The 17,623-nt window shown below is 61.9% G+C and carries 16 protein-coding genes; 7 read left to right on the top strand and 9 right to left on the bottom strand.

Translation table 11 applies throughout. The features are described 5' to 3' along the window. Positions 1-3: 3 nt before the first annotated feature. Positions 4-906, bottom strand: a complete 903-nt coding sequence (locus AEP_RS18975) for a LysR family transcriptional regulator (protein WP_087496834.1) — start codon at positions 904-906, stop codon at positions 4-6. Between the two features lie 128 nt (positions 907-1,034). On the opposite strand from AEP_RS18975, the gene AEP_RS18970 reads away from it, so the two are divergent. Genes AEP_RS18970 through AEP_RS18960 form a run of 3 tightly spaced genes read left to right on the top strand, consistent with a single transcriptional unit; the run spans position 1,035 to position 2,831 of the window. Then, on the top strand, positions 1,035-1,913 hold the full coding sequence (locus tag AEP_RS18970) for an MBL fold metallo-hydrolase (RefSeq protein ID WP_087496833.1): 879 nt from the start codon (positions 1,035-1,037) through the stop codon (positions 1,911-1,913). A 7-nt stretch (positions 1,914-1,920) separates the two neighbouring features. After that, positions 1,921-2,175 carry a hypothetical protein gene (locus AEP_RS18965; protein ID WP_087496832.1) on the top strand — a complete coding sequence of 85 codons (255 nt, stop codon included), beginning with the start codon at positions 1,921-1,923 and terminating at the stop codon, positions 2,173-2,175. Between the two features lie 14 nt (positions 2,176-2,189). Next, the gene (locus AEP_RS18960) at positions 2,190-2,831 is read left to right on the top strand and encodes a DsbA family protein (RefSeq protein ID WP_087496831.1); all 642 of its coding nucleotides are present in this window, start codon (positions 2,190-2,192) and stop codon (positions 2,829-2,831) included. On the opposite strand, the gene AEP_RS18955 is transcribed toward AEP_RS18960, so the two are convergent. The 5 genes from AEP_RS18955 to AEP_RS18935 all read right to left on the bottom strand — a co-directional run bounded on the left by AEP_RS18955 (position 2,828) and on the right by AEP_RS18935 (position 7,132). Continuing rightward, the gene (locus AEP_RS18955) at positions 2,828-3,481 is read right to left on the bottom strand and encodes a DNA-3-methyladenine glycosylase I (RefSeq protein WP_087496830.1); all 654 of its coding nucleotides are present in this window, start codon (positions 3,479-3,481) and stop codon (positions 2,828-2,830) included. The two genes, AEP_RS18960 and AEP_RS18955, sit on opposite strands and share 4 nt — an antisense overlap. A gap of 51 nt (positions 3,482-3,532) precedes the next feature. Beyond that, positions 3,533-5,428, bottom strand: coding sequence for a PAS domain-containing sensor histidine kinase (locus AEP_RS18950; protein WP_157673226.1), 1,896 nt, complete (start codon positions 5,426-5,428; stop codon positions 3,533-3,535). Positions 5,429-5,554: 126 nt separating this feature from the next. Then, on the bottom strand, positions 5,555-6,097 hold the full coding sequence (locus AEP_RS18945; protein WP_087496828.1) for a DUF3455 domain-containing protein: 543 nt from the start codon (positions 6,095-6,097) through the stop codon (positions 5,555-5,557). Positions 6,098-6,134: 37 nt separating this feature from the next. Further along, the gene (locus AEP_RS18940; protein ID WP_087496827.1) at positions 6,135-6,485 is read right to left on the bottom strand and encodes a c-type cytochrome; all 351 of its coding nucleotides are present in this window, start codon (positions 6,483-6,485) and stop codon (positions 6,135-6,137) included. Between the two features lie 56 nt (positions 6,486-6,541). Continuing rightward, positions 6,542-7,132, bottom strand: coding sequence for a ferritin-like domain-containing protein (locus AEP_RS18935; protein WP_087496826.1), 591 nt, complete (start codon positions 7,130-7,132; stop codon positions 6,542-6,544). Between the two features lie 198 nt (positions 7,133-7,330). On the opposite strand from AEP_RS18935, the gene AEP_RS18930 reads away from it, so the two are divergent. The 3 genes from AEP_RS18930 to AEP_RS18920 are packed head-to-tail and all read left to right on the top strand — an operon-like array spanning position 7,331 to position 9,212. Further along, positions 7,331-7,906 (top strand): RNA polymerase sigma factor, encoded by a 576-nt coding sequence (locus AEP_RS18930; RefSeq protein ID WP_087496825.1) that lies wholly within the window; start codon positions 7,331-7,333, stop codon positions 7,904-7,906. A gap of 9 nt (positions 7,907-7,915) precedes the next feature. After that, on the top strand, positions 7,916-8,710 hold the full coding sequence (locus AEP_RS18925; RefSeq protein WP_087496824.1) for an anti-sigma factor: 795 nt from the start codon (positions 7,916-7,918) through the stop codon (positions 8,708-8,710). Between the two features lie 22 nt (positions 8,711-8,732). After that, a complete protein-coding gene (locus AEP_RS18920; RefSeq protein WP_087496823.1) occupies positions 8,733-9,212 on the top strand; it encodes a hypothetical protein in 480 nt (159 codons plus the stop codon). Between the two features lie 33 nt (positions 9,213-9,245). Here AEP_RS18920 and AEP_RS18915 read toward each other — a convergent pair whose 3' ends face one another. From AEP_RS18915 to AEP_RS18905, 3 genes are read right to left on the bottom strand one after another with little or no spacing between them, the layout of a single operon-like run. Beyond that, positions 9,246-9,923 carry a plastocyanin gene (locus AEP_RS18915; protein ID WP_232459876.1) on the bottom strand — a complete coding sequence of 226 codons (678 nt, stop codon included), beginning with the start codon at positions 9,921-9,923 and terminating at the stop codon, positions 9,246-9,248. Then, positions 9,920-10,375 (bottom strand): group I truncated hemoglobin, encoded by a 456-nt coding sequence (locus tag AEP_RS18910; protein ID WP_087496822.1) that lies wholly within the window; start codon positions 10,373-10,375, stop codon positions 9,920-9,922. The genes AEP_RS18915 and AEP_RS18910 overlap by 4 nt, the downstream gene beginning before the upstream one ends. A gap of 33 nt (positions 10,376-10,408) precedes the next feature. Beyond that, positions 10,409-11,335 (bottom strand): DUF3034 family protein, encoded by a 927-nt coding sequence (locus tag AEP_RS18905; protein ID WP_087496821.1) that lies wholly within the window; start codon positions 11,333-11,335, stop codon positions 10,409-10,411. A 191-nt stretch (positions 11,336-11,526) separates the two neighbouring features. On the opposite strand from AEP_RS18905, the gene AEP_RS18900 reads away from it, so the two are divergent. After that, positions 11,527-17,532: an alpha-2-macroglobulin family protein gene (locus AEP_RS18900; protein WP_087497432.1), complete on the top strand. Its 6,006-nt coding sequence runs from the start codon at positions 11,527-11,529 to the stop codon at positions 17,530-17,532. Positions 17,533-17,623 lie beyond the last annotated feature (91 nt).

Here is a 17,623-nt window from a genome sequence, read left to right as displayed (position 1 = left end):
AAATCAGCGCTGCAGCTTCCAGGGCTCGCTGGCAAAACGCTCCACCAAAAAGTCCAGCAAAGCCCGCACGGCCGGGGAAAGGTGCTTGCGCGAGGGGTAGAGCGCGTAGATGGACATCATGGGCAGCTGCCACTGCGGCAGCACCTGTTGCAAGCTGCCATCATGGAGGTGGGGGCTTGCCAGGTACGTGGGTTGCATGGCCACACCGCCACCCGCGAGCGCAGCCCGCATCAAGGCGGTGGCCTCGTTGGCGCTGAAGTGGCTGCCCACATGCACCTCGGCGTGCTCCTCGCCGCGCTGCAGCTTCCACACACTTTTGCCGAAGTTGGCATAGCTCAGGCAGCGGTGGGCCTGCAGGTCTGTGGGTAGCTGTGGGGTGCCGTGCTTCGCGAGGTAGTCCGGCGAAGCCACCAGCACCGAGGCACACGGCGCCAGCACCCGGCCGATGAGCGCCGGGTCCGGCTCGGCGCTAATGCGAATGGCCAAGTCGATGCGCGCCTCCACCAGGTTGAGTGCGCCTTCGCTGGCATTGAGGTCGATCTTGAGCTGCGGGTAGAGCGCCAGAAAATCGGCAATTGCCGCCGCCATTTCCGCATAGGCAAACGACATGCTGCAGGTCACCCGCAGTTGCCCGCGCAGCGCGCCGTCGTGGCGGCTGGTTTCTTCTTCGACGTTCTCCATGAGCGCCAGCATCTGCTGGCTGCGGCGCAGGCAACTCTCGCCGGCGTCGGTGAGCGTGACGCTGCGGGTAGTGCGCTGGAGCAAGCGTGCGCCCAGCCATTGCTCCAGCTCGCCTACATAACGCGTCACCATGGCGCGCGACATGTCCATCTTGTCGGCCGTGGCGCTGAAGCTGCCACTCTGCGCCACCTCCACAAACACCTGCATGGCAGTTAAACGGTCCATGATTTGATCAATTTATGAAACAGTAATGGCCGAATTATCGGGTTTATCTGCGCGGATATTGAAATTAAAGTTCAACCCAACGCTGATGAGAGGACCTCTAAGCGTCTAACCACTACCAGGAGTTCACCATGATCCGCACTACCGTTATCGCCGCATCGCTGGCCATCGCCTTTACCTCACTGTCTGGGGCAGCAAATGCTCAGCAGCCACTCACCGTCAAGGTCTACAACGCCGACGGCAACAGCTTCAACGTCAATTCCACGCTGGTTTATGGCCAGAAAGACGCCATCGTGATTGACGCCGGTTTCACCCGTGCCGACGCCTTGCGCATCGCGGCCAACGTGCTGGACAGCGGCAAGCAACTCACCACCATCTACGTGAGCCAGGCTGACCCTGACTACTACTTCGGCTTGGAAGCCCTGAAAGAAGTGTTCCCCCAGGCCGACGTGGTGACCACACCCGCCGTGCTGGGCAAACTCGCGCCCAAGCTGGCGGGCAAGGTCGCATTCTGGGGACCCAAAATGGGCGCCAACGCCCCCCGTAAACCCGTGGTGCCCCGCGCCCTGGAAGGCAACACCCTGACACTGGAAGGTCAGACCATCGAGATCCGCGGCACCCAAGGACTGCTGGCACACCGCCCCTATGCCTGGATTCCGTCCATCAAGGCGGTGGTCGGCAACATCGGCGTGTTCGGCAACATGCATGTGTGGACCGCTGACACACAAACCGCTGCAGAGCGCGCCGCATGGGTAGCCCAGCTGGACGAAATGGCCGCTTTGAAGCCTGAGCTGGTGATTCCCGGCCACATGAAGGCAGGTACCAAGGTAGACGCAAGCACCATTGCCTTCACCAAAGACTACTTGCAGACTTTCGAGAAAAACCTCGCTGCCAACAAGACCAGCGCCACCTTGATCCCCGCCATGAAGCAGGCCTACCCTGCCCTGACGGACGGCGGCCTGTCGCTGGACATCGGCGCCAAGGTCAACACCGGCGAAATGAAGTGGTAAGTCCCCCATGACCGCTCTTCACCAAGTTTTGCAAGACCTGCACGTGGGTCGCTGGAATGCCGCGCATGACCTGGTGCAAAAGGACGACTCCATGCTGGGCGCCTGGTTGCACGGCATCTTGCACCTGCAGGAAGGCGATCTGGAAGACGCCGAGAACTGGTACAACCGCGCCGCCCGTCACTTCCGCAGCCGCGGTAGCCTGCAGGAAGAGATTGCCCTTTTTGAGCAAGCGCTCGCAGCCGCCACGCTTAACAACCATTGAAAGAACTCCACCCCATGTCCACCACAGTGACCTATTTGTTCGACCCCTTGTGTGGCTGGTGCTACGGCGCCTCCCCTGCCATCCAGCGCTTGGGGCAGGAAGCGACGATCACCCTGGAGCTCGCGCCCACCGGCTTGTTCAGTGGCGGCGGGCGCGTGATGAGCGCAGACTTCGCCGACTTTGCGTGGTCGAACGATATACGCATCGGAAAGCTCACCGGCCAGCCCTTTAGCGAGGCCTACCGCAGCCAGGTGCTGGGTCAGCACGGCACCCGATTTGATTCATCCGCCGCCTCTCTCGCCCTCACTGCCGTGGCACACACCGCACCGGCGGAAGAACTGAATACCTTGAAGCTTTTGCAAGAGGCACGCTACGTCAATGGCCTGGACATCTGCACCCCGCAAGGTGTGGACGGCGTACTGCGTGCCAGGGGCCTGACAGCGGCGGCCGACCTGTTAGCCCGACAGGACCCAGACCTGCAACTCCAGCACGATGCCCGCGTGCAAAAAGCCCGCCGCCTCATGCAGGCCCATGGCGCACAAGGCGTGCCGGCCATGGTGGTTCACGGCGCAAGCGGTGCTCGCCTGGTGCGTGGCGACGCGCTCTACAACGGCCAAGACGCCCTGTTGGCAGCGATTGCCGGAGCCGCTGCCTAAGGCTTGCGGGGCGGCACAAAGGCCGCTCTGGCTTGCAGGGCTCGCTCGCGGGCGTGGCAGCCCTCCAGGTGGTCATTCACCAGTCCCATGGCCTGCATGAAGGCATACATGGTGGTGGGGCCCACAAAGCTCCAGCCGCGCTTGCGCAAGTCTTTGGACAGTGCGATTGATTCCGGCGAGGTGGTCACCCCGCTGAGCGTTTGATGGGTAATGGTGGCCGGGCGGCTGCCGCTGGCCGGCTCATAGCCCCAGAAGTAGGCCGCCAGACTGCCGAACTCGGCTCGCAGCTCCTGGGCTCGTCTGGCGTTGTTGATGGTGGAAGCAATCTTGCCGCGATGGCGCACGATGCCTGCGTCCAGCAGCAAGCGCTTTTCATCGGCCTCATCGAATAGGGCCACCTTGTCCATATCAAAACCTGCAAAGGCGGCGCGGAATGACTCGCGCTTGTTCAGGATGGTGAGCCAGCTCAAACCCGCCTGAAAGCCCTCGAGGCAAATCTTCTCGAACAAGCGCGTGTCGCTGTGCACCGGAAAACCCCACTCCTGGTCGTGATAGCGCTGGTATTCGGCCGTGCTGCGGCACCAGACGCAACGTGCGGTGTGGTCATCGTCGGTAAAAAGCCCGTTGGGCGCGGCAGTGTCGTTGAGCATGGGGCCTCCGCTGGGTACGCTGAGATACTGTTTTTTTGATCAGTATAAAGCCTAGTTCACGACCTGCGGCGCCACCTTCGGAATCGTCAATTCAAATTCTGCGCCCTGCCCCGGCACTGAACTGACCTTGATGCGTCCGCCCAGAATACGGCTCACGATACGGTGGCTCACTGCCAGCCCGAGCCCGGAGCCGCCTTGCCCCAGTTTGGTCGTAAAAAACGGGTCAAACACCTGGCCCAGGTGCTCAGGCGCAATACCGCGCCCGTTATCACTCACCGTGAGCACCACCGATTTACCATCCGCAGCCTCCTCCGCGCGCAGCTCCACCACGCCGTCGTTACGACCGGCCAGCCCGTGCACCAGCGCGTTGCTGACCAGATTGATCACCACCTGCCCCAAGGGCCCCGGGAAACTCTCCAGCACCATGTCCGCAGGCACTACCAGTTCAATTTGCGCTTGCTGGTGCTTGAAGCTGGGCTTGAGCGTCTCTACCACCTCATGCACCGTCTGGTGCAGGTCGAAGCTGCGGCGGCGCTCGGACTCCTGGTCCACCGCCACTTGCTTGAAGCTACGGATCAGCTCCACCGCCCGCTCCAACGATTTGTGGGTGAGCGCGGCGCCGTCGTTCATGTTCTGCATGAACTCCAAAAACGCAGATCGTTTGAGGGTGCCCGCCAGCGCTTGTTCAGAAGCGCGCTCGGTCATTTCATGCAAGGCACTGGCGGTAATCAAGGCGTTACCCAATGGAGTATTGAGTTCGTGGGCCACGCCGGCTACCAGACTGCCCAGCGAGGCGAGTTTTTCCACGCCTATCAGTTCATCCTGCGCGCGTTGCAAGGTGCGCATGGTCTCCAGAAGGTTGCTGTTGGCCTCATCGAGCGCGCTGGTGCGGTCCAGTACCCGCTGTTCCAGCGTGGCGTTCAAGTCCTTGAGCTGTTGTTCCAGCAACTTGCGCTCGGTCACATCCATGGAAATGGTCATCACACAGTCCAGCTCGCCGTACATGAAGCGCTCAGACGACAACAAAAAGGTGCGCTCCGCGCCGTCCGGCAAGGTGAAAGTCACCTCATAGCCACTGACCCGCCGCTGCGTGCCGAATTCCTGCTTGAACTGCTCACGGTGCGCCTGATCGCGCCAGAAGCCCAACTGAACCGGTGTTTTGCCGATCACATCAGCGCGCAAGCGCTGGAAGGCTTGCTCCCAAGCGGGGTTGATCTCCAGGCCCACGCCTGTCTCGAACTCGGCCACGATGATGGGCAAGGGGCTGGCCTTGAGAATCTGCATCACACGGCGCTCGCTCATGCGCAAGGCGTCGTCCTGGTCAGACAGGGCTTGCAGCTTTTCTTCAAGCGTCCGGTTCAGCGTCTGGACTTTGTCTACGTGCTGCTGGTAGGCCTTGAGCACCAGACGGAACGCCATGAACGCGCCTCCCAGCACCCCCAACTGCGCAATCAGCAGGCTCCAATGACTGGTGATATTGGTGGGTGTCCACCAGCCGAACTGGGTGGAGAGCGCCAAGGCCACATACCAAGCCGCAGACGCCAGGCCCACCCACACCGCTTGCCGCATACCGACCAACCACCCTGCCAGCAGCACCAGCACGACGTTGACATTGAGAATCGGATTGAGCGCGCCGCCGCGCAATGTGGACTGCAAGACCACCACCGCCCACAAAGCCCAGATGAACAGGCTCATGGCCCGGGCATGATGTCCCCGTGCGTGCAAGCCCAAGCACACCGTGCCCGCCGCAGCAATCAACACCGGGCCGAGCACCATGACCCATTCGCCGATGAACACCATGCTGACCACGCTGTACAGCAGCGCCACGGCCACCGTGGTGCGCAACAGGCGCACAAACAGCAGATTGAGTTCGGTGCCCTCGAACCCGGCAGTAACCGGAGCCCGGGCTGGCGACGCAGGAGGCTTCACACGATTCCTTGCAGACAACAGACGCTCCAGCTTATCCGCAAATGCAATCGGCCTGCAAGTCAAAGCTTATGAATAGAAAAAGCTGCTGGCGCACAACAATAGTGCGCGAGCAGCTCTCATTTTGATAGCAATCTGACGCTGGTGTTACATCGCTTTGTAGAAGATGTAGTCCGCGGTGTAGCGCACCAGCTGGTTTGCACCCTCATTGGCCTTGGCACAGCTGCTGGCCGGTGCTATGCCGCCCACAGTTGCCACGCGCTGGATGTAGCTCACGCCCTGCATCGCACCCATGCCCATGGCCGGGTTGGCTTTGACCAACTGCAGGGGTATGTTGGCGGCCCCATTGGGCGCCACGGCGAGCTGCGTGGCGGTCACCTTGGAGCCATCGTTGTTTTCCCAGGTGGCAGGTGGGCCGTAGTACTTGCCGATGACTTTGCCACTGCGGTCTTTGAGTCCGGCATCCGGCCCCACAAACACCCATTCAAACTGGCCGGCCATGTCTTTCTTGGCCCGGCACTGGTAAGTGATGTCGCCAGCAGCGGCAGTTTCCATCACCACAGTGTGGCCGGCGGGCACCTGCACGGCGGCGGGCAAGTCTGCCTGGCTGAACGGGGCGCGCATGGGCTGGCTGGCACAGGCGGTGAGTGCGGTGATAGCCACCAAAGAGAGAGCGGTACGGGTTTGCATAGGTATGTCCTGCTGAGAAGGTTGGGGAATCAAAGGTTTACTTTTGTGCGGGCTTGGACACGCTGGCCAGATAGGCCACCACGTCCTCGCGGTCCTGGGCTTCGGTCAGGTAGTAGTTCATTTCCTGTCCGGGCACCACTTTTTCCGGGTTGGTCAGCCAGGCTTTGAGGCCTGCGACCGTCCAGGTATGGGTGGCAGCTGCCATGGCTTCGGAAAAGAAATACCCCTCTGCCTTGCCGGCCATGCGGCCCACCACACCGCGCAAGGCGGGGCCTGCGCGATTGGCGTCCAGGCTGTGGCAGGCAAAGCAGCGGCTCTCTACCAGCTGCTGCCCGCGCTGCACATCGGGCACGAGGGCCTGAGCCTGCACACGTGCAGGCGCGGCCATGGAAATTGCCAAGGCCGTAAGCCCAGCGCACCGACGAATGAAGGTGCGCGGCGCCATTACGCGCCGAAAGACAGTGCGCCGGCGGGCAGCGGACGGCCCAGCGCGTTGTTCAACAGCACGTAGTGCATGGTCTCGTCCGCAGCCAAACGGCCGGCGACCTTGGCCAGATCCTTGTTCCCGAAGGCGGGAATCACACCGAGGTAGGCGTTGATGGCACCCAGCTCGAGACGCGCTGCCAAGTCCAGCACATCGCCCTGATTGCGCAGGGTGTCGGCCTTCAGGGCTTTGGCGTAGTCATCCAGCTTCTTTTCCATCACAGGCGTACCACCCAGTTTCTGGATGGTGGCAATGAGTGCGTCGCGGTGGGCTTTGTGGTCGGCCTGGAAGCGCACCGCCACATCGAGAACCGGCTTTTGCAGCAAGCCGCTGCCTGCGCCCAATTGATAGGCGTTGATGGCTTCATGCTCCAGGCCCAGCGCCACGTTCAAGATACTCACGTCCTTGGAGGTATCGCCTGCCATGCCTTGAGCCATGGCGTCTTTGCCGGCCAGAAGGGCGACAGCCACAGCGGACAAGGTGCCTGTGCGGCCCATGAAGGCGCGGCGGGAAGAAGCAGAAGAAGCAACTGTTTGAACGATGGTTTGCATTGCGGAATCCTTTGAGGAGTGTTGGGCAACTAAGCGAGACCGGGAAATCCGGCTCTCCCCTCGAATACGCAGGCCACCCGCAACTTGGATTCAAATTTTTGAATTTATTTTTTTGAATCCGCGCCAAGGGTTTGTGCGTACTCAAAACACAAGCCCCCAACCAACGCTCAGCCACCCAAACGCCCACACAATGGAGCCATGAATGCCGACCACCCCGACGCCAAGCTCATTGCCCTGCTGGAGCGTATTGCGCTCAAAGACCAGGCAGCCCTCAAATCGCTCTACGACGAGTGCGCGGGCAAACTCTATGGTCTGGCTCTGCGAGTTGTCAGCCAGCGCGAATTTGCGGAAGACGTGCTGCAGGAGGCTTTCTTGAACATCTGGCGCTCGGCCCCGGACTACTCTGCATCCCTGAGCCCGCCCATGGCCTGGATGGGGCTCATCGTGCGCAGCCGCGCGCTGGACCTGTTGCGCCGCCGGGCCGCCGAGCGCACGCATCTCACCCAGGAGATTGACGAAACACTGGCCGACACCCTGGAGGGCGATGGCCCCACTCCGCTGGACACGGCGCAGGCCAGTGAACAAGCCTGGGCCCTGAACCAATGCCTGGGTCGGCTGGATAGCAAACAGCGCGAAGTCGTGAACCTGGCCTACATGCGCGACCTGAGCCATAGCGAGCTGGCCACCCAGCTTCAACTGCCCTTGGGCACCGTCAAGACCTGGATACGCCGCGGCCTCGACCAGCTGCGCCTGTGCATGGCACGTTTTGCATAAAAGGCCGCCATGAAAATCCACCAACACCCCGAACTGCTGGACCGCTTGGCCGCCAGCTACGCACTGGGCACCCTGCGCGGCGCGGCCCGCCGCCGTTTTGAAGCCATGGCCCGCGAGCAGGCCCCGGTGCGCGCAGCAGCCCTCATCTGGCAAAGCCGCTTTTCCAGCATCAACGAACTCCAACCCGACGTAGCCCCCGCGCCCGCGGTGTGGACGCGCATTGAAAACCTGGTACTAGCTGAGCGCGAGCAAGCCGCTTTTCAGGCTGCCCGTGTCAAAGCAGCAGCGCAGACTGCGAGTGCGAATAGCTGGAGCGCGTGGCTGCGAAGCCTCGCGGTCTGGCGAGTCGCGAGCGCAGCTGGTGCTGTTGCCACCGTGGCCGCAGTCACCGTAGGCCTGAACCTGCGCCAGGAGTTAGGCAGCGAGATTGCCAAGTTGCAAACCCAATTGCAGGCCACACCGCAAATCGAATACGTAGCCGTGCTGGCCGACGACAAAGCCGCCGCCTCCATGCTGGTGACTTTCGATCCCAAGAACAAAAAACTCACCCTGCAACGCGTGGGCGGCTACCAGGAAGCTAGCGACCGCTCCTTGCAGCTCTGGGCCTTGCCCCCCAGCGGCGGCCCCAAGTCACTGGGCGTGCTCACCAACGACAAACTGCTGCGCTTGACCGCCGGCGAAAATGATGTGCGCGAAGTACCTACACTCGCCATCAGCCTGGAGCCCAAAGGCGGCGTGCCGAGTGAAACCGGCCCGACCGGACCGGTGCTGTTCAAAGGTGCTTTGATTCAGAAGCTGATGTAGCCCGCCTTAGCCATTCATTGCCATGCCAGACTCCACTCCGATCTACTCGGACCAGTTCGGTCCCCGCAAATTCAAACCTCATGGGCGCGTTACCTACGAGTACAGCGGCAAGATGCTCTGGGCGAATGCCATCGGCCCCTTCAATCAGGAATTGATGGCGGCAGTACTGGAAATGGCACGCATCGCTTTTCCCGTGATGACTGCCCAAGGGCCCTGGGTACACATTTGCACCTTTCACGAAAGCGCACTGTGCTCTCCCGAAGTCCTGACCGATTTGGGCAGCGCATTGAGCGAGATGGCACGTGGTGGTGTAGCCCCACAAGCGATGGCATTTGTTCTGCCAGCGGCCGTCGAAGGATCTGCCTTGATGGGACCTCTCTATGCCAAAGTGTTTCAGGGCACTGGTGTCCCGTTTGCGCATTTTGCGGACCGCGATGCCGCTTGCGCTTGGGTTGAATCCGTATTCGGCGCATGGCAATCGCCGACAGACACCCGGCCCTAAAGGCGGGCGCTGTCAGCAGCGCTTCAATGAAGCTTAGCTGCGCCGCCGCGGTGCCACATCCAGTTGAAACGTGGCCTTGCCCGGCGAACTGTGCACGTTCACCTGCAATGGTGCTTTTTCCACCAGCTGCGCAGCGTTCCAGACCTTGATCGTGGCGGCACCCTCAGGCACGTCTTCCAGCACGGCTATACCTTCGCTGTTGGTCTTGACTGTCCATGACGACTCCGCCACGTAAATGGCTCCGCCCATGCGGCTGTGGATGAAACAGCCCAAGAGAGCTGCGCCTACCGCGCCAGGCTTGTCCATGGTGAAAACGGCAGCGCTGGCGGCTTTTCCGTCCTGCTTGCCTTCAAGCAAAGCGGACTGTCCATCGGAGGCTCCGGGCGCGGCCCCGGGTGTGCTGAGGCGCACATGGTGATTCCAAGGGTCGCTATTGGCGAAACGCACCTTGGCGCCCACACCCACGACAGTGACAGCAGGGCTGAATTGCTGTTTTTCCTGGTTCACCACAGCGCTCATGGGCAGTGGGTTGCGTGGCTGGCCTTTGCCGCTGGGCAGCACGATCACCACGGAATCCGGCGCGGGCTTGCCATCGCGGTCCAGCACCAGCACCTCCAAGGTGCCGGCCTGCGCGGTGACGCAGGCTACAAAAAAAGCCGCACTGGCGGCGACTTTCTTTCCGTGTTTTAGTCTGGTGAGGCGCATGTTCATTTGGCCGTGATGATGTCGCGATGCATGGGCGCCAACAGTGCCAACAATTGGTTCTGGGTAGCGAATGGAATGTTGCGCGCATCCATGGAGGCTTGCAGTACCTCTACCAAGGCATTGAAGTTGCCCTTGGTGATGCCCATGCCGGCGTGCGCGGTCTTCATGTCAGCGCCTTCATATTTGCAGGGGCCACCGGTGGCCATGCAAACCTGGTCTACCAACTGCTCTGACAGGTACGAGGCCTTGGTGTCTTTGAACTGCTCGCCAATGCGTTTGTCGGCTTTCAGACCGGCCACGAAAAGGTCCATCAGGGCTTGCAAGCCGGGCTTGCCGCCCAGCGCTTGAAACAGGGCGTCATTTCTTGCAGGGGCCATGGGGATGGCAGATTGGGCATGGGCACTCACAGAGACCAGAGCGGACAGGGCCACAAGGCAAGCGACAAGGTAGTTTTTCATGGTGATTTCCTTTGAATCTAAAGCGCGCGCGTCTTAGAACGCAAACTGGGCAGACAGGTAGTAGCCGCTCTGGTTGCGGCTGGAGGTCACACCCGGCAGGATGCGGCCCAGGTCCAGATAGGCCAGCGTGATGGAGCTGTGCTTGTTGGGCGCCCATGCGACAAACACGTCTTTCCATGCGTCTTCCTGCAGACCTTCACCCAAACCGTTGGCCATGCCGAATGCACGCAGGTTGTTGGGCTTGGCACGGTACTCGGCACCGATGGCGATGTTTTTGCTCAGCAGGTAAGCCACCGAAATTTCAGGGACCCAGCTGGCGTTGTTGGTGCCCGGATCTTTGGAGCCGAAGCCCACCAGGCCGTTCTGGTTGGCGTTGGTGTAACGCAGCGTGCCGTTCACCAGCAGGCTGTTGGCCAGAAAGAGCTTGGTAGCGCTTACATAAAAGTCGGTACCACTGGTCTTGGCGCCTAAAAAGTCCAGTATCGGTGTGATGGAGCCGGCATCTACCGTTTTCTGCTCCACACCTACCGCCACCTGGGGCATCCAGCTGTCGCTGTTGAGTACTGCATCGCCGGCCACTTTTACCTTCAGGCCCAGCACATCCATCTTGATGCGCTGGCCGTCCTGTACCGCAAAGCCCAGGCCATTGAGAGCCGTTACCGGCGAAGCATTGAAATCCTGGCGGGCCAAAGACACCTCCACCCGGTCGTTAAAGGCAAAGGCCACACCCATGGTACTGAGCTGGTAGTCCGTCACGGTTGCGCGGCTGACATGGGCAGAGACACCCATCTCCCCCTCGGTCGCGTTGGTGCCAATGGTGGCCCATGGGGTCAAGCCACCGCCGGCAGCGCCTTCGATGGAGCTCACGCCCCCGGTGAGCAAAAGCTTGCCGGTATCAGCAAGGGCGCCGCTGCACAGGGCGGCAGCGCTGAGGGCCATGGCGGTGGATAGTTGTTTCATGGGCACGTCCAGTCCTATAGTTCGGGCGAAAAATCAGTTCCTGACCCTATTACGCGGCCGGATGCGCTCCGGATTCAACTTTTTACAAATAATTTTGAATCCACCCGATGGCGGCCGTCAAACCACGCCGGATGGTCACGTTGCCGCCCCTGTTTTCGGCTACGCTGAGCGCACTTTTTCGGGGAGCGACCATGAAAACAAAAAATGCATTGCTGGCCTGCGGCTTGGCCGCCTTGAGCTGGAGCGCCCAAGCACTGCAAATCATCAGCCTTTCGCCCCAAGGCGAAGTGGCGCAGGTGCGCCAGCTGGTGGCCAAGTTTGACGAGAGTGCAGTCAACTTCGGCGACCCCAAGGCCGAAGCCCCGCTCACCCTGAGCTGCAGTGACGCCCAAGTCACCAAAGGCACCGGCCGCTGGGTGAACGACCGGGTGTGGGCCTACGACTTCGACCGCGACTTGCCCCCCGGTGTGCGCTGCACGGTACAAGCCAAACCTGGGTTCAAATCACCCAAAGGCGCAGACCTGGCGGGCGCGAGCAGCTATAAATTCAATAGCGGCGGCCCCTTTGTACGCAGCATTCAGCCCTACCAGGGTTACCGCATTGATGAGGAGCAGTTCTTTATCTTGCAGCTCAGCGGCCCTGCCACGCTGGAGAGCGTGAAAGCCAATGTGTGGTGCAAGGCATCCGACCTGGGCGAAAAGATCGGCATCCGCCTTCTCGAGGGCAAAGAGCGCGCGGCGCTCCTGGAGGCCCAAGGATTGGACGGCTACGCCAAGACTGACCCCCTGTCGTATGTGACCATGACTTGCGCGCGCCGCCTGTCGTCATCGGCCAAAGTGAGTGTGGTGTTCGGCAAGGGTGTGGCCACGCCAGCCACCGGCACCACCCCCGGTGTGCCCAACACGGTGGAGCGCCAGTTTGCCTACCAGGTGCGCGAGCCCTTTGCGGCCAACTTCAGCTGCGAGCGGGAAAACGCCCAGGCTGCCTGCCTGCCCATTCGCCCCCTGCAGCTCAGCTTCAATGCGCCGGTGCCGGCCAAGCTGCTGCAGGCTATCCGCCTGAGTGACGGCAAGAACAGCTTCAAGCCCGTGCTCGCGGAAGACAGCGGTGATGAAGACAACGTGGTCAACAGCGTGCGCTTTGAAGGCGCGCTGCCCGAGCAGGCCCAGCTGACCATCACCTTGCCCAAGGATTTCAAAGACGCGTCCGGCCGCACCCTGCGCAATGCGGACAGCTTCCCGCTCAAAACCGCGACCGCCGCCATGCCGCCGCTGGCCAAGTTTGCGGCCTCGCCCTTCGGCATCGTGGAGCGCTTTGCCGAGCCCGATGGAGTGGCCATGCTGCCGGTGACTTTGCGCAACGTCGAAGCGGCGCTGAAGGTCAAGGGTCTGAACGCCGAGCACGACAAATCTGCCGCCAAGGCGCCTGCCGGCAAAGTGCGTACCTTCCAGCCGGGGACGGACGCCGACATCATTGCCTGGTACCGCAAGGTACTGCGCTATGACGAGACCAACATCTCACGCAGCCAAGCAGCCCGCGAACTGGGCACCAAGTTGCCCCAGCCCTCCACGCCCACAGACCGCGACTATGTGCAAACGCGCATGCTTTCGCTGCTGGACGGCCGCCCCGGCGCCAAAACGCTGGACCTGCCCCAGCCCCAAAGTCAGGACCCACGCCCCTTCGAGGTGGTGGGCATTCCCCTCACCCCCGGCTTCCATGTGGTGGAGATCGCCTCCCAAAAGCTGGGCACCAGCCTACTGGACGAGCGCTACGGCAATAGTCGCACCATGTATGTCCGCACCGCCGCACTGGTGACCAACCTGGGTGTGCACTTCAAGCTAGGCCGCGAAAATGCGCTCGCTTGGGTGACATCGCTGGACAAGGGCAAGCCCGTGGCCGGCGCCCAAGTCGTGGTGTCCGATTGCCGGGGCCAAGAAGTGGCCCGTGGCCAGACCGATGCCCAAGGCATTGCCACCCTTAGTGGCGTGTCGCCCCAAGCGCCCCGCTGCAACGGGGAAGACGGCTACTACAGCAGTGCCTACTTTGTGAGCGCCCGCGCCGCCCAGCCTGCGGCCGACGGCAAAGGCACGGTGCAAGACCTGGCCTTCACCTGGAGCGACTGGAACCGCGGCATTGAACCCTGGCGCTTCAACGTGCCTACCAGCCGCCAGGCCCTGCCCGACGAAGTCGCCCACACCATCTTCGACCGCACCCTGCTCCGGGCAGGCGAAACCGTGTCCATGAAGCACGTGTTGCGCACCCAAACCAGCAAAGGCTTTGGCCTGCCGGATGCCAAGCCCGACACCTTACTCATCACCCATATGGGCAGCGGCCAGCAATACGCGCTGCAACTCGGGTGGCGCAAAACCGCCACCGGGGGCTTGAGTGCAGAAAACAGCTTCTCCATACCCCAAGGCGCCAAGCTGGGTGCTTACCAGGTGCAGCTCACCAGTGGCAACGGTCGGCAGGACTTTTACACCGGCGAGTTCCGGGTCGAAGAGTTCAGGCTGCCGGTGCTTGAGGGGCGTGTCACCCCCACCGATAAAAAGCCTCTGGTCAACTCCACCCAGGTGCCGGTGGATGTGCAGATCAACTACGTCTCTGGTGGCGGCGCGGTCAACCTGCCGGTGCGCGTGTCGGCCCTGGTGCGGGCCAAAGGCCTGAGCTTTGCGGACTTCAGCGAATTCAGCTTCTCGCCACCGCAAGTGGGGCAGCAAGCCCGCTCGGACGACGGCGAAGAAGAAAACACGGCTAGCGCGGATGCGCGTGTCATCGCCGACAAAATGCCGATCACTTTGGACAAGAACGGCGGCGGCAAGCTGACTATTGCTGATGTGCCCAAGAGCCGCCAGCCGCAAGACCTGCTGCTGGAAGCCACTTACTCCGACCCCAACGGCGAAGTGCAAACCATACGCAGCACCCAGACTCTGTGGCCTGCCAGCGTGATTGCCGGCATCAAGACCGAGGGCTGGGTTTCCAGCGGACAAAAGATCAAGTTCCGCGCGCTCGCCTTGGACTTGTCCGGCAAACCGCAAGCCGGTGTGGCGCTGGAGGTGAAAGCGACCGCCCGCATCACCACCACCACCCGCAAGCGCATGGTGGGCGGCTTCTACACCTACGACAACAAGACCAGTACCAAAGAACTGGGCAGCGTCTGCTCCGGCAAGAGCGATGCCCGCGGCCTGCTGCTGTGCGAAACCGAAGTCAACGAAGCTGGCCAAGTGGAGCTGGTGGTGACCGCCAAAGACGGCTCGGGCAACAGCATTCAGGCGGCCAGCAGCGTGTATGTGACCAAGCAAGGCGAGCTCTGGTTCGGTGGCGACAACAACGACCGCATCGACCTGCTGCCTGAGAAAAAGAGCTACCAAGCCGGCGAGACGGCCAACTTCCAGGTTCGCATGCCCTTCCGCTTTGCCACCGCGTTGGTAGCGGTGGAGCGCGAAGGCATTGTGCACACCGAGGTAGTGGAGCTCAACGGCCAGGACCCGACCATCCACCTGAAGATTCAGGAAGGCTGGGGCCCCAATGTGTATGTGAGCGCACTGGTGTTGCGCGGCCGCCTGCGCGAGGTGCCGTGGTACAGCTTCTTCACCTGGGGCTTCAAGGCTCCGCGCGAGTGGTGGACCAGCTTCTGGTACGAGGGGCGCGAGTACGTGGCGCCCACTGCACTGGTGGACCTGAGCAAGCCCGCCTTCAGGCTGGGTGTGGCCGAAATCCGCGTGGGCACCCAAGCGCATGAACTCAATGTGAGCGTCAAGGCCGACAAGGAAAGCTACGCCGTGCGCGGCAAAGCGCAGGTTACCATCACCGTCAAGCTGCCCAATGGCCAACCGGCTGCCAACGCCGAAGTGGCCGTGGCCGCGGTAGACCAGGCCCTGCTGGAGCTGATGCCCAACCGCAGCTGGAACCTGCTCGACGCCATGTTGCAGCGGCGCAGCTGGGGCGTGGAAACATCGACCGCGCAAATGGAAATCATCGGCCGGCGCCACTATGGCCGCAAGGCCGTGGCGCCCGGTGGCGGTGGCGGTCACAGCGGTGCGCGCGAGCTGCTGGAGACCCTGCTGCTCTGGAAGCCGGTGGTCAAGCTGGACGCCAATGGCCAAGCCCAAGTGACGGTGCCGCTGAACGATGCCCTCACCACATTCAAGATCGTGGCAGTGGCCGATGCCTCCACCGGCCTGTTTGGCACCGGCAGCACCAGCATACGTGCCACGCAAGATCTGCAGATCATCAGCGGCCTGCCGCCCCTAGTGCGTGAAGACGACCAGTACCGCGCCCAACTGACCCTGCGTAACACCACCAAGCAGGCCATGAAGGTGCTAGTGACCCCGCGCGCCACGCTGCTGACTCTGGAGCCGCAAACCGTAGATATTCCCGCCGGTGATGCCCGCGAGGTAGCTTGGAACGTGACTGCCCCCGCACAGCTCGCATTGAGCCGCAACGAGGCCATCCTGTGGGAGATTGAAGCCAAGGACACCATCAGCGGCGCCAAAGACGCGCTGAAGGCCCGCCAACGCATCGTGCCTGCCGTGCCGCTCACGGTGCAGCAGGCTACGCTGGTACAGATTGACGGTCCGCTCACCATGGACGTGAATGCGCCTGCCGATGCCCTGCCTGGCCGTGGCGGCCTGAAGATGGCGCTTCAGCCCAAGCTGGCCGAAGGCCTGCCGGGGGTGAAAGATTGGTTTGCCCTCTACCCCTTTGCCTGCCTGGAGCAAAAGACCAGCAAAAGCGTGGGCCTGCGCGACGGCAAGCTGTGGCAAACCGTAGCAGCGCAAATACCGAGCTACCTGGACAGCGACGGCCTGGCCAACTACTTCCCGCCGCGCGATGGAGAGGCCAATCGCGGCAGCGACACGCTGACCGCCTACCTGCTGGCAGCGACCCACGAGGCTGCAAGCATTGACCCGGCCTTTGCCCTCAGCGACGAGATCCGCGCGCCCATGGAGCGTGGCCTGATTGCCTTTGTGGAAGGCCGTATCCAGCGCGAGTTCTGGAGCCCCCGCAAAGACCTGGACATGCGCAAGCTGGCCGCCATCGAAGCCCTGTCGCGCTACGGCAAGGCCCAAGGCCGTATGGTGAACAGCATCACCATCGCGCCCAACCAGTGGCCCACGCATGCGGTCATCGACTGGCTCAACATCTTGAAGCGCGTGACTGATGTACCCGAGCGCGACAAGCGCCTGGCTGAGGCCAACCAGATTCTGCGCAGCCGCATCAGCTACCAAGGCACCAAGATGATCTTCAGCACCGAGAAGGACGACTACTGGTGGTGGCTGATGCAAAGTGGCGACGTGAACACCGCGCGCCTGATCTTGAGCGTAATGGACGACCCGGCTTGGAAAGACGATATGGGCCGCTTGGCCAATGGCTTCATCAGCCGCCAGCAAAACGGCGCATGGCACACCACCACCGCCAATCTGTGGGGTGGCTTGGCCTTGGAAAAATTCAGCGCCAAGTTTGAAGCGGTGCCGGTCGCTGGAAGCACCAAGGCCAGCCTGAGCACAGGCACTGCGGCAGTGGACTGGAGCAAGGTGGAACGCATCAAGACCACCGATGCATCCGGTGCTGCACACCAGACCACATGGTTCGGCGCGCCTGCGTCACCGGGCAACCTGAAGAACAACACCATGTTCCTGCCCTGGAGCAAAACTGCAGCCAAAGACACGCTGAACGTGACCCACCAGGGCGCAGGCAAGCCGTGGCTCACATTGCAGTCCGTAGCAGCAGTGCAACTGAAAGCGCCGTTCTTTGCGGGCTACCAGATCAGGAAAACCATTACACCCGTGGAGCAGGCCAACAAGAGTCTGCCGGCCGGCAGCTACACGCGCGGAGACGTGTTGCGCATCAGCATTGAGGTGAACGCGAGCGCCGACATGACCTGGGTCGCCATCACTGACCCCGTGCCCGGCGGCGCCACGATTCTGGGCAGCGGCCTGGGCCGCGACAGCGAGATCGCCACGCAAGGAGAAAAGAAAGAAGGCTACGGTTGGGCCGCGTTTGAGGAACGCAGCTTCGAGTCCTTCCGCAGCTACTACGAGTACCTGCCCAAGGGCGTGGTGAAGATGGAATACACCATTCGCCTCAACAACGTCGGAGAGTTCTCGCTTCCGCCTTCACGCGTGGAAGCGATGTACGCCCCGGAGATGTTTGGGGAGGCGCCGAATGCGCGGGTAAAAGTGATGGGGGTGAAGTGATGCGGCCGAACATTTGCAAGGATCAAATTACTTCTGCTTTGCAGCGGAAGCGGACATCCATCAATAGCCTCAATCTGATACTGATTTCCGC

The organism is Curvibacter sp. AEP1-3, from assembly GCF_002163715.1.
In the GTDB taxonomy this organism is placed as follows: Bacteria; Pseudomonadota; Gammaproteobacteria; order Burkholderiales; family Burkholderiaceae_C; genus Allorhodoferax.
Note: the sequence above shows the minus strand (reverse complement) of the source record. Positions and strands in the feature narration are given on the sequence as shown.

Coding starts and splice junctions, on each gene's coding strand:
- AEP_RS18975 (WP_087496834.1), bottom strand. CDS start 906: ATGGACCGTTTAACTGCCATGCAGGTGTTTGTGGAGGTGGCGCAGAGT.
- AEP_RS18970 (WP_087496833.1), top strand. CDS start 1,035: ATGATCCGCACTACCGTTATCGCCGCATCGCTGGCCATCGCCTTTACC.
- AEP_RS18965 (WP_087496832.1), top strand. CDS start 1,921: ATGACCGCTCTTCACCAAGTTTTGCAAGACCTGCACGTGGGTCGCTGG.
- AEP_RS18960 (WP_087496831.1), top strand. CDS start 2,190: ATGTCCACCACAGTGACCTATTTGTTCGACCCCTTGTGTGGCTGGTGC.
- AEP_RS18955 (WP_087496830.1), bottom strand. CDS start 3,481: ATGCTCAACGACACTGCCGCGCCCAACGGGCTTTTTACCGACGATGAC.
- AEP_RS18945 (WP_087496828.1), bottom strand. CDS start 6,097: ATGCAAACCCGTACCGCTCTCTCTTTGGTGGCTATCACCGCACTCACC.
- AEP_RS18940 (WP_087496827.1), bottom strand. CDS start 6,485: ATGGCCGCGCCTGCACGTGTGCAGGCTCAGGCCCTCGTGCCCGATGTG.
- AEP_RS18935 (WP_087496826.1), bottom strand. CDS start 7,132: ATGCAAACCATCGTTCAAACAGTTGCTTCTTCTGCTTCTTCCCGCCGC.
- AEP_RS18930 (WP_087496825.1), top strand. CDS start 7,331: ATGAATGCCGACCACCCCGACGCCAAGCTCATTGCCCTGCTGGAGCGT.
- AEP_RS18925 (WP_087496824.1), top strand. CDS start 7,916: ATGAAAATCCACCAACACCCCGAACTGCTGGACCGCTTGGCCGCCAGC.
- AEP_RS18920 (WP_087496823.1), top strand. CDS start 8,733: ATGCCAGACTCCACTCCGATCTACTCGGACCAGTTCGGTCCCCGCAAA.
- AEP_RS18915 (WP_232459876.1), bottom strand. CDS start 9,923: ATGAACATGCGCCTCACCAGACTAAAACACGGAAAGAAAGTCGCCGCC.
- AEP_RS18910 (WP_087496822.1), bottom strand. CDS start 10,375: ATGAAAAACTACCTTGTCGCTTGCCTTGTGGCCCTGTCCGCTCTGGTC.
- AEP_RS18905 (WP_087496821.1), bottom strand. CDS start 11,335: ATGAAACAACTATCCACCGCCATGGCCCTCAGCGCTGCCGCCCTGTGC.
- AEP_RS18900 (WP_087497432.1), top strand. CDS start 11,527: ATGAAAACAAAAAATGCATTGCTGGCCTGCGGCTTGGCCGCCTTGAGC.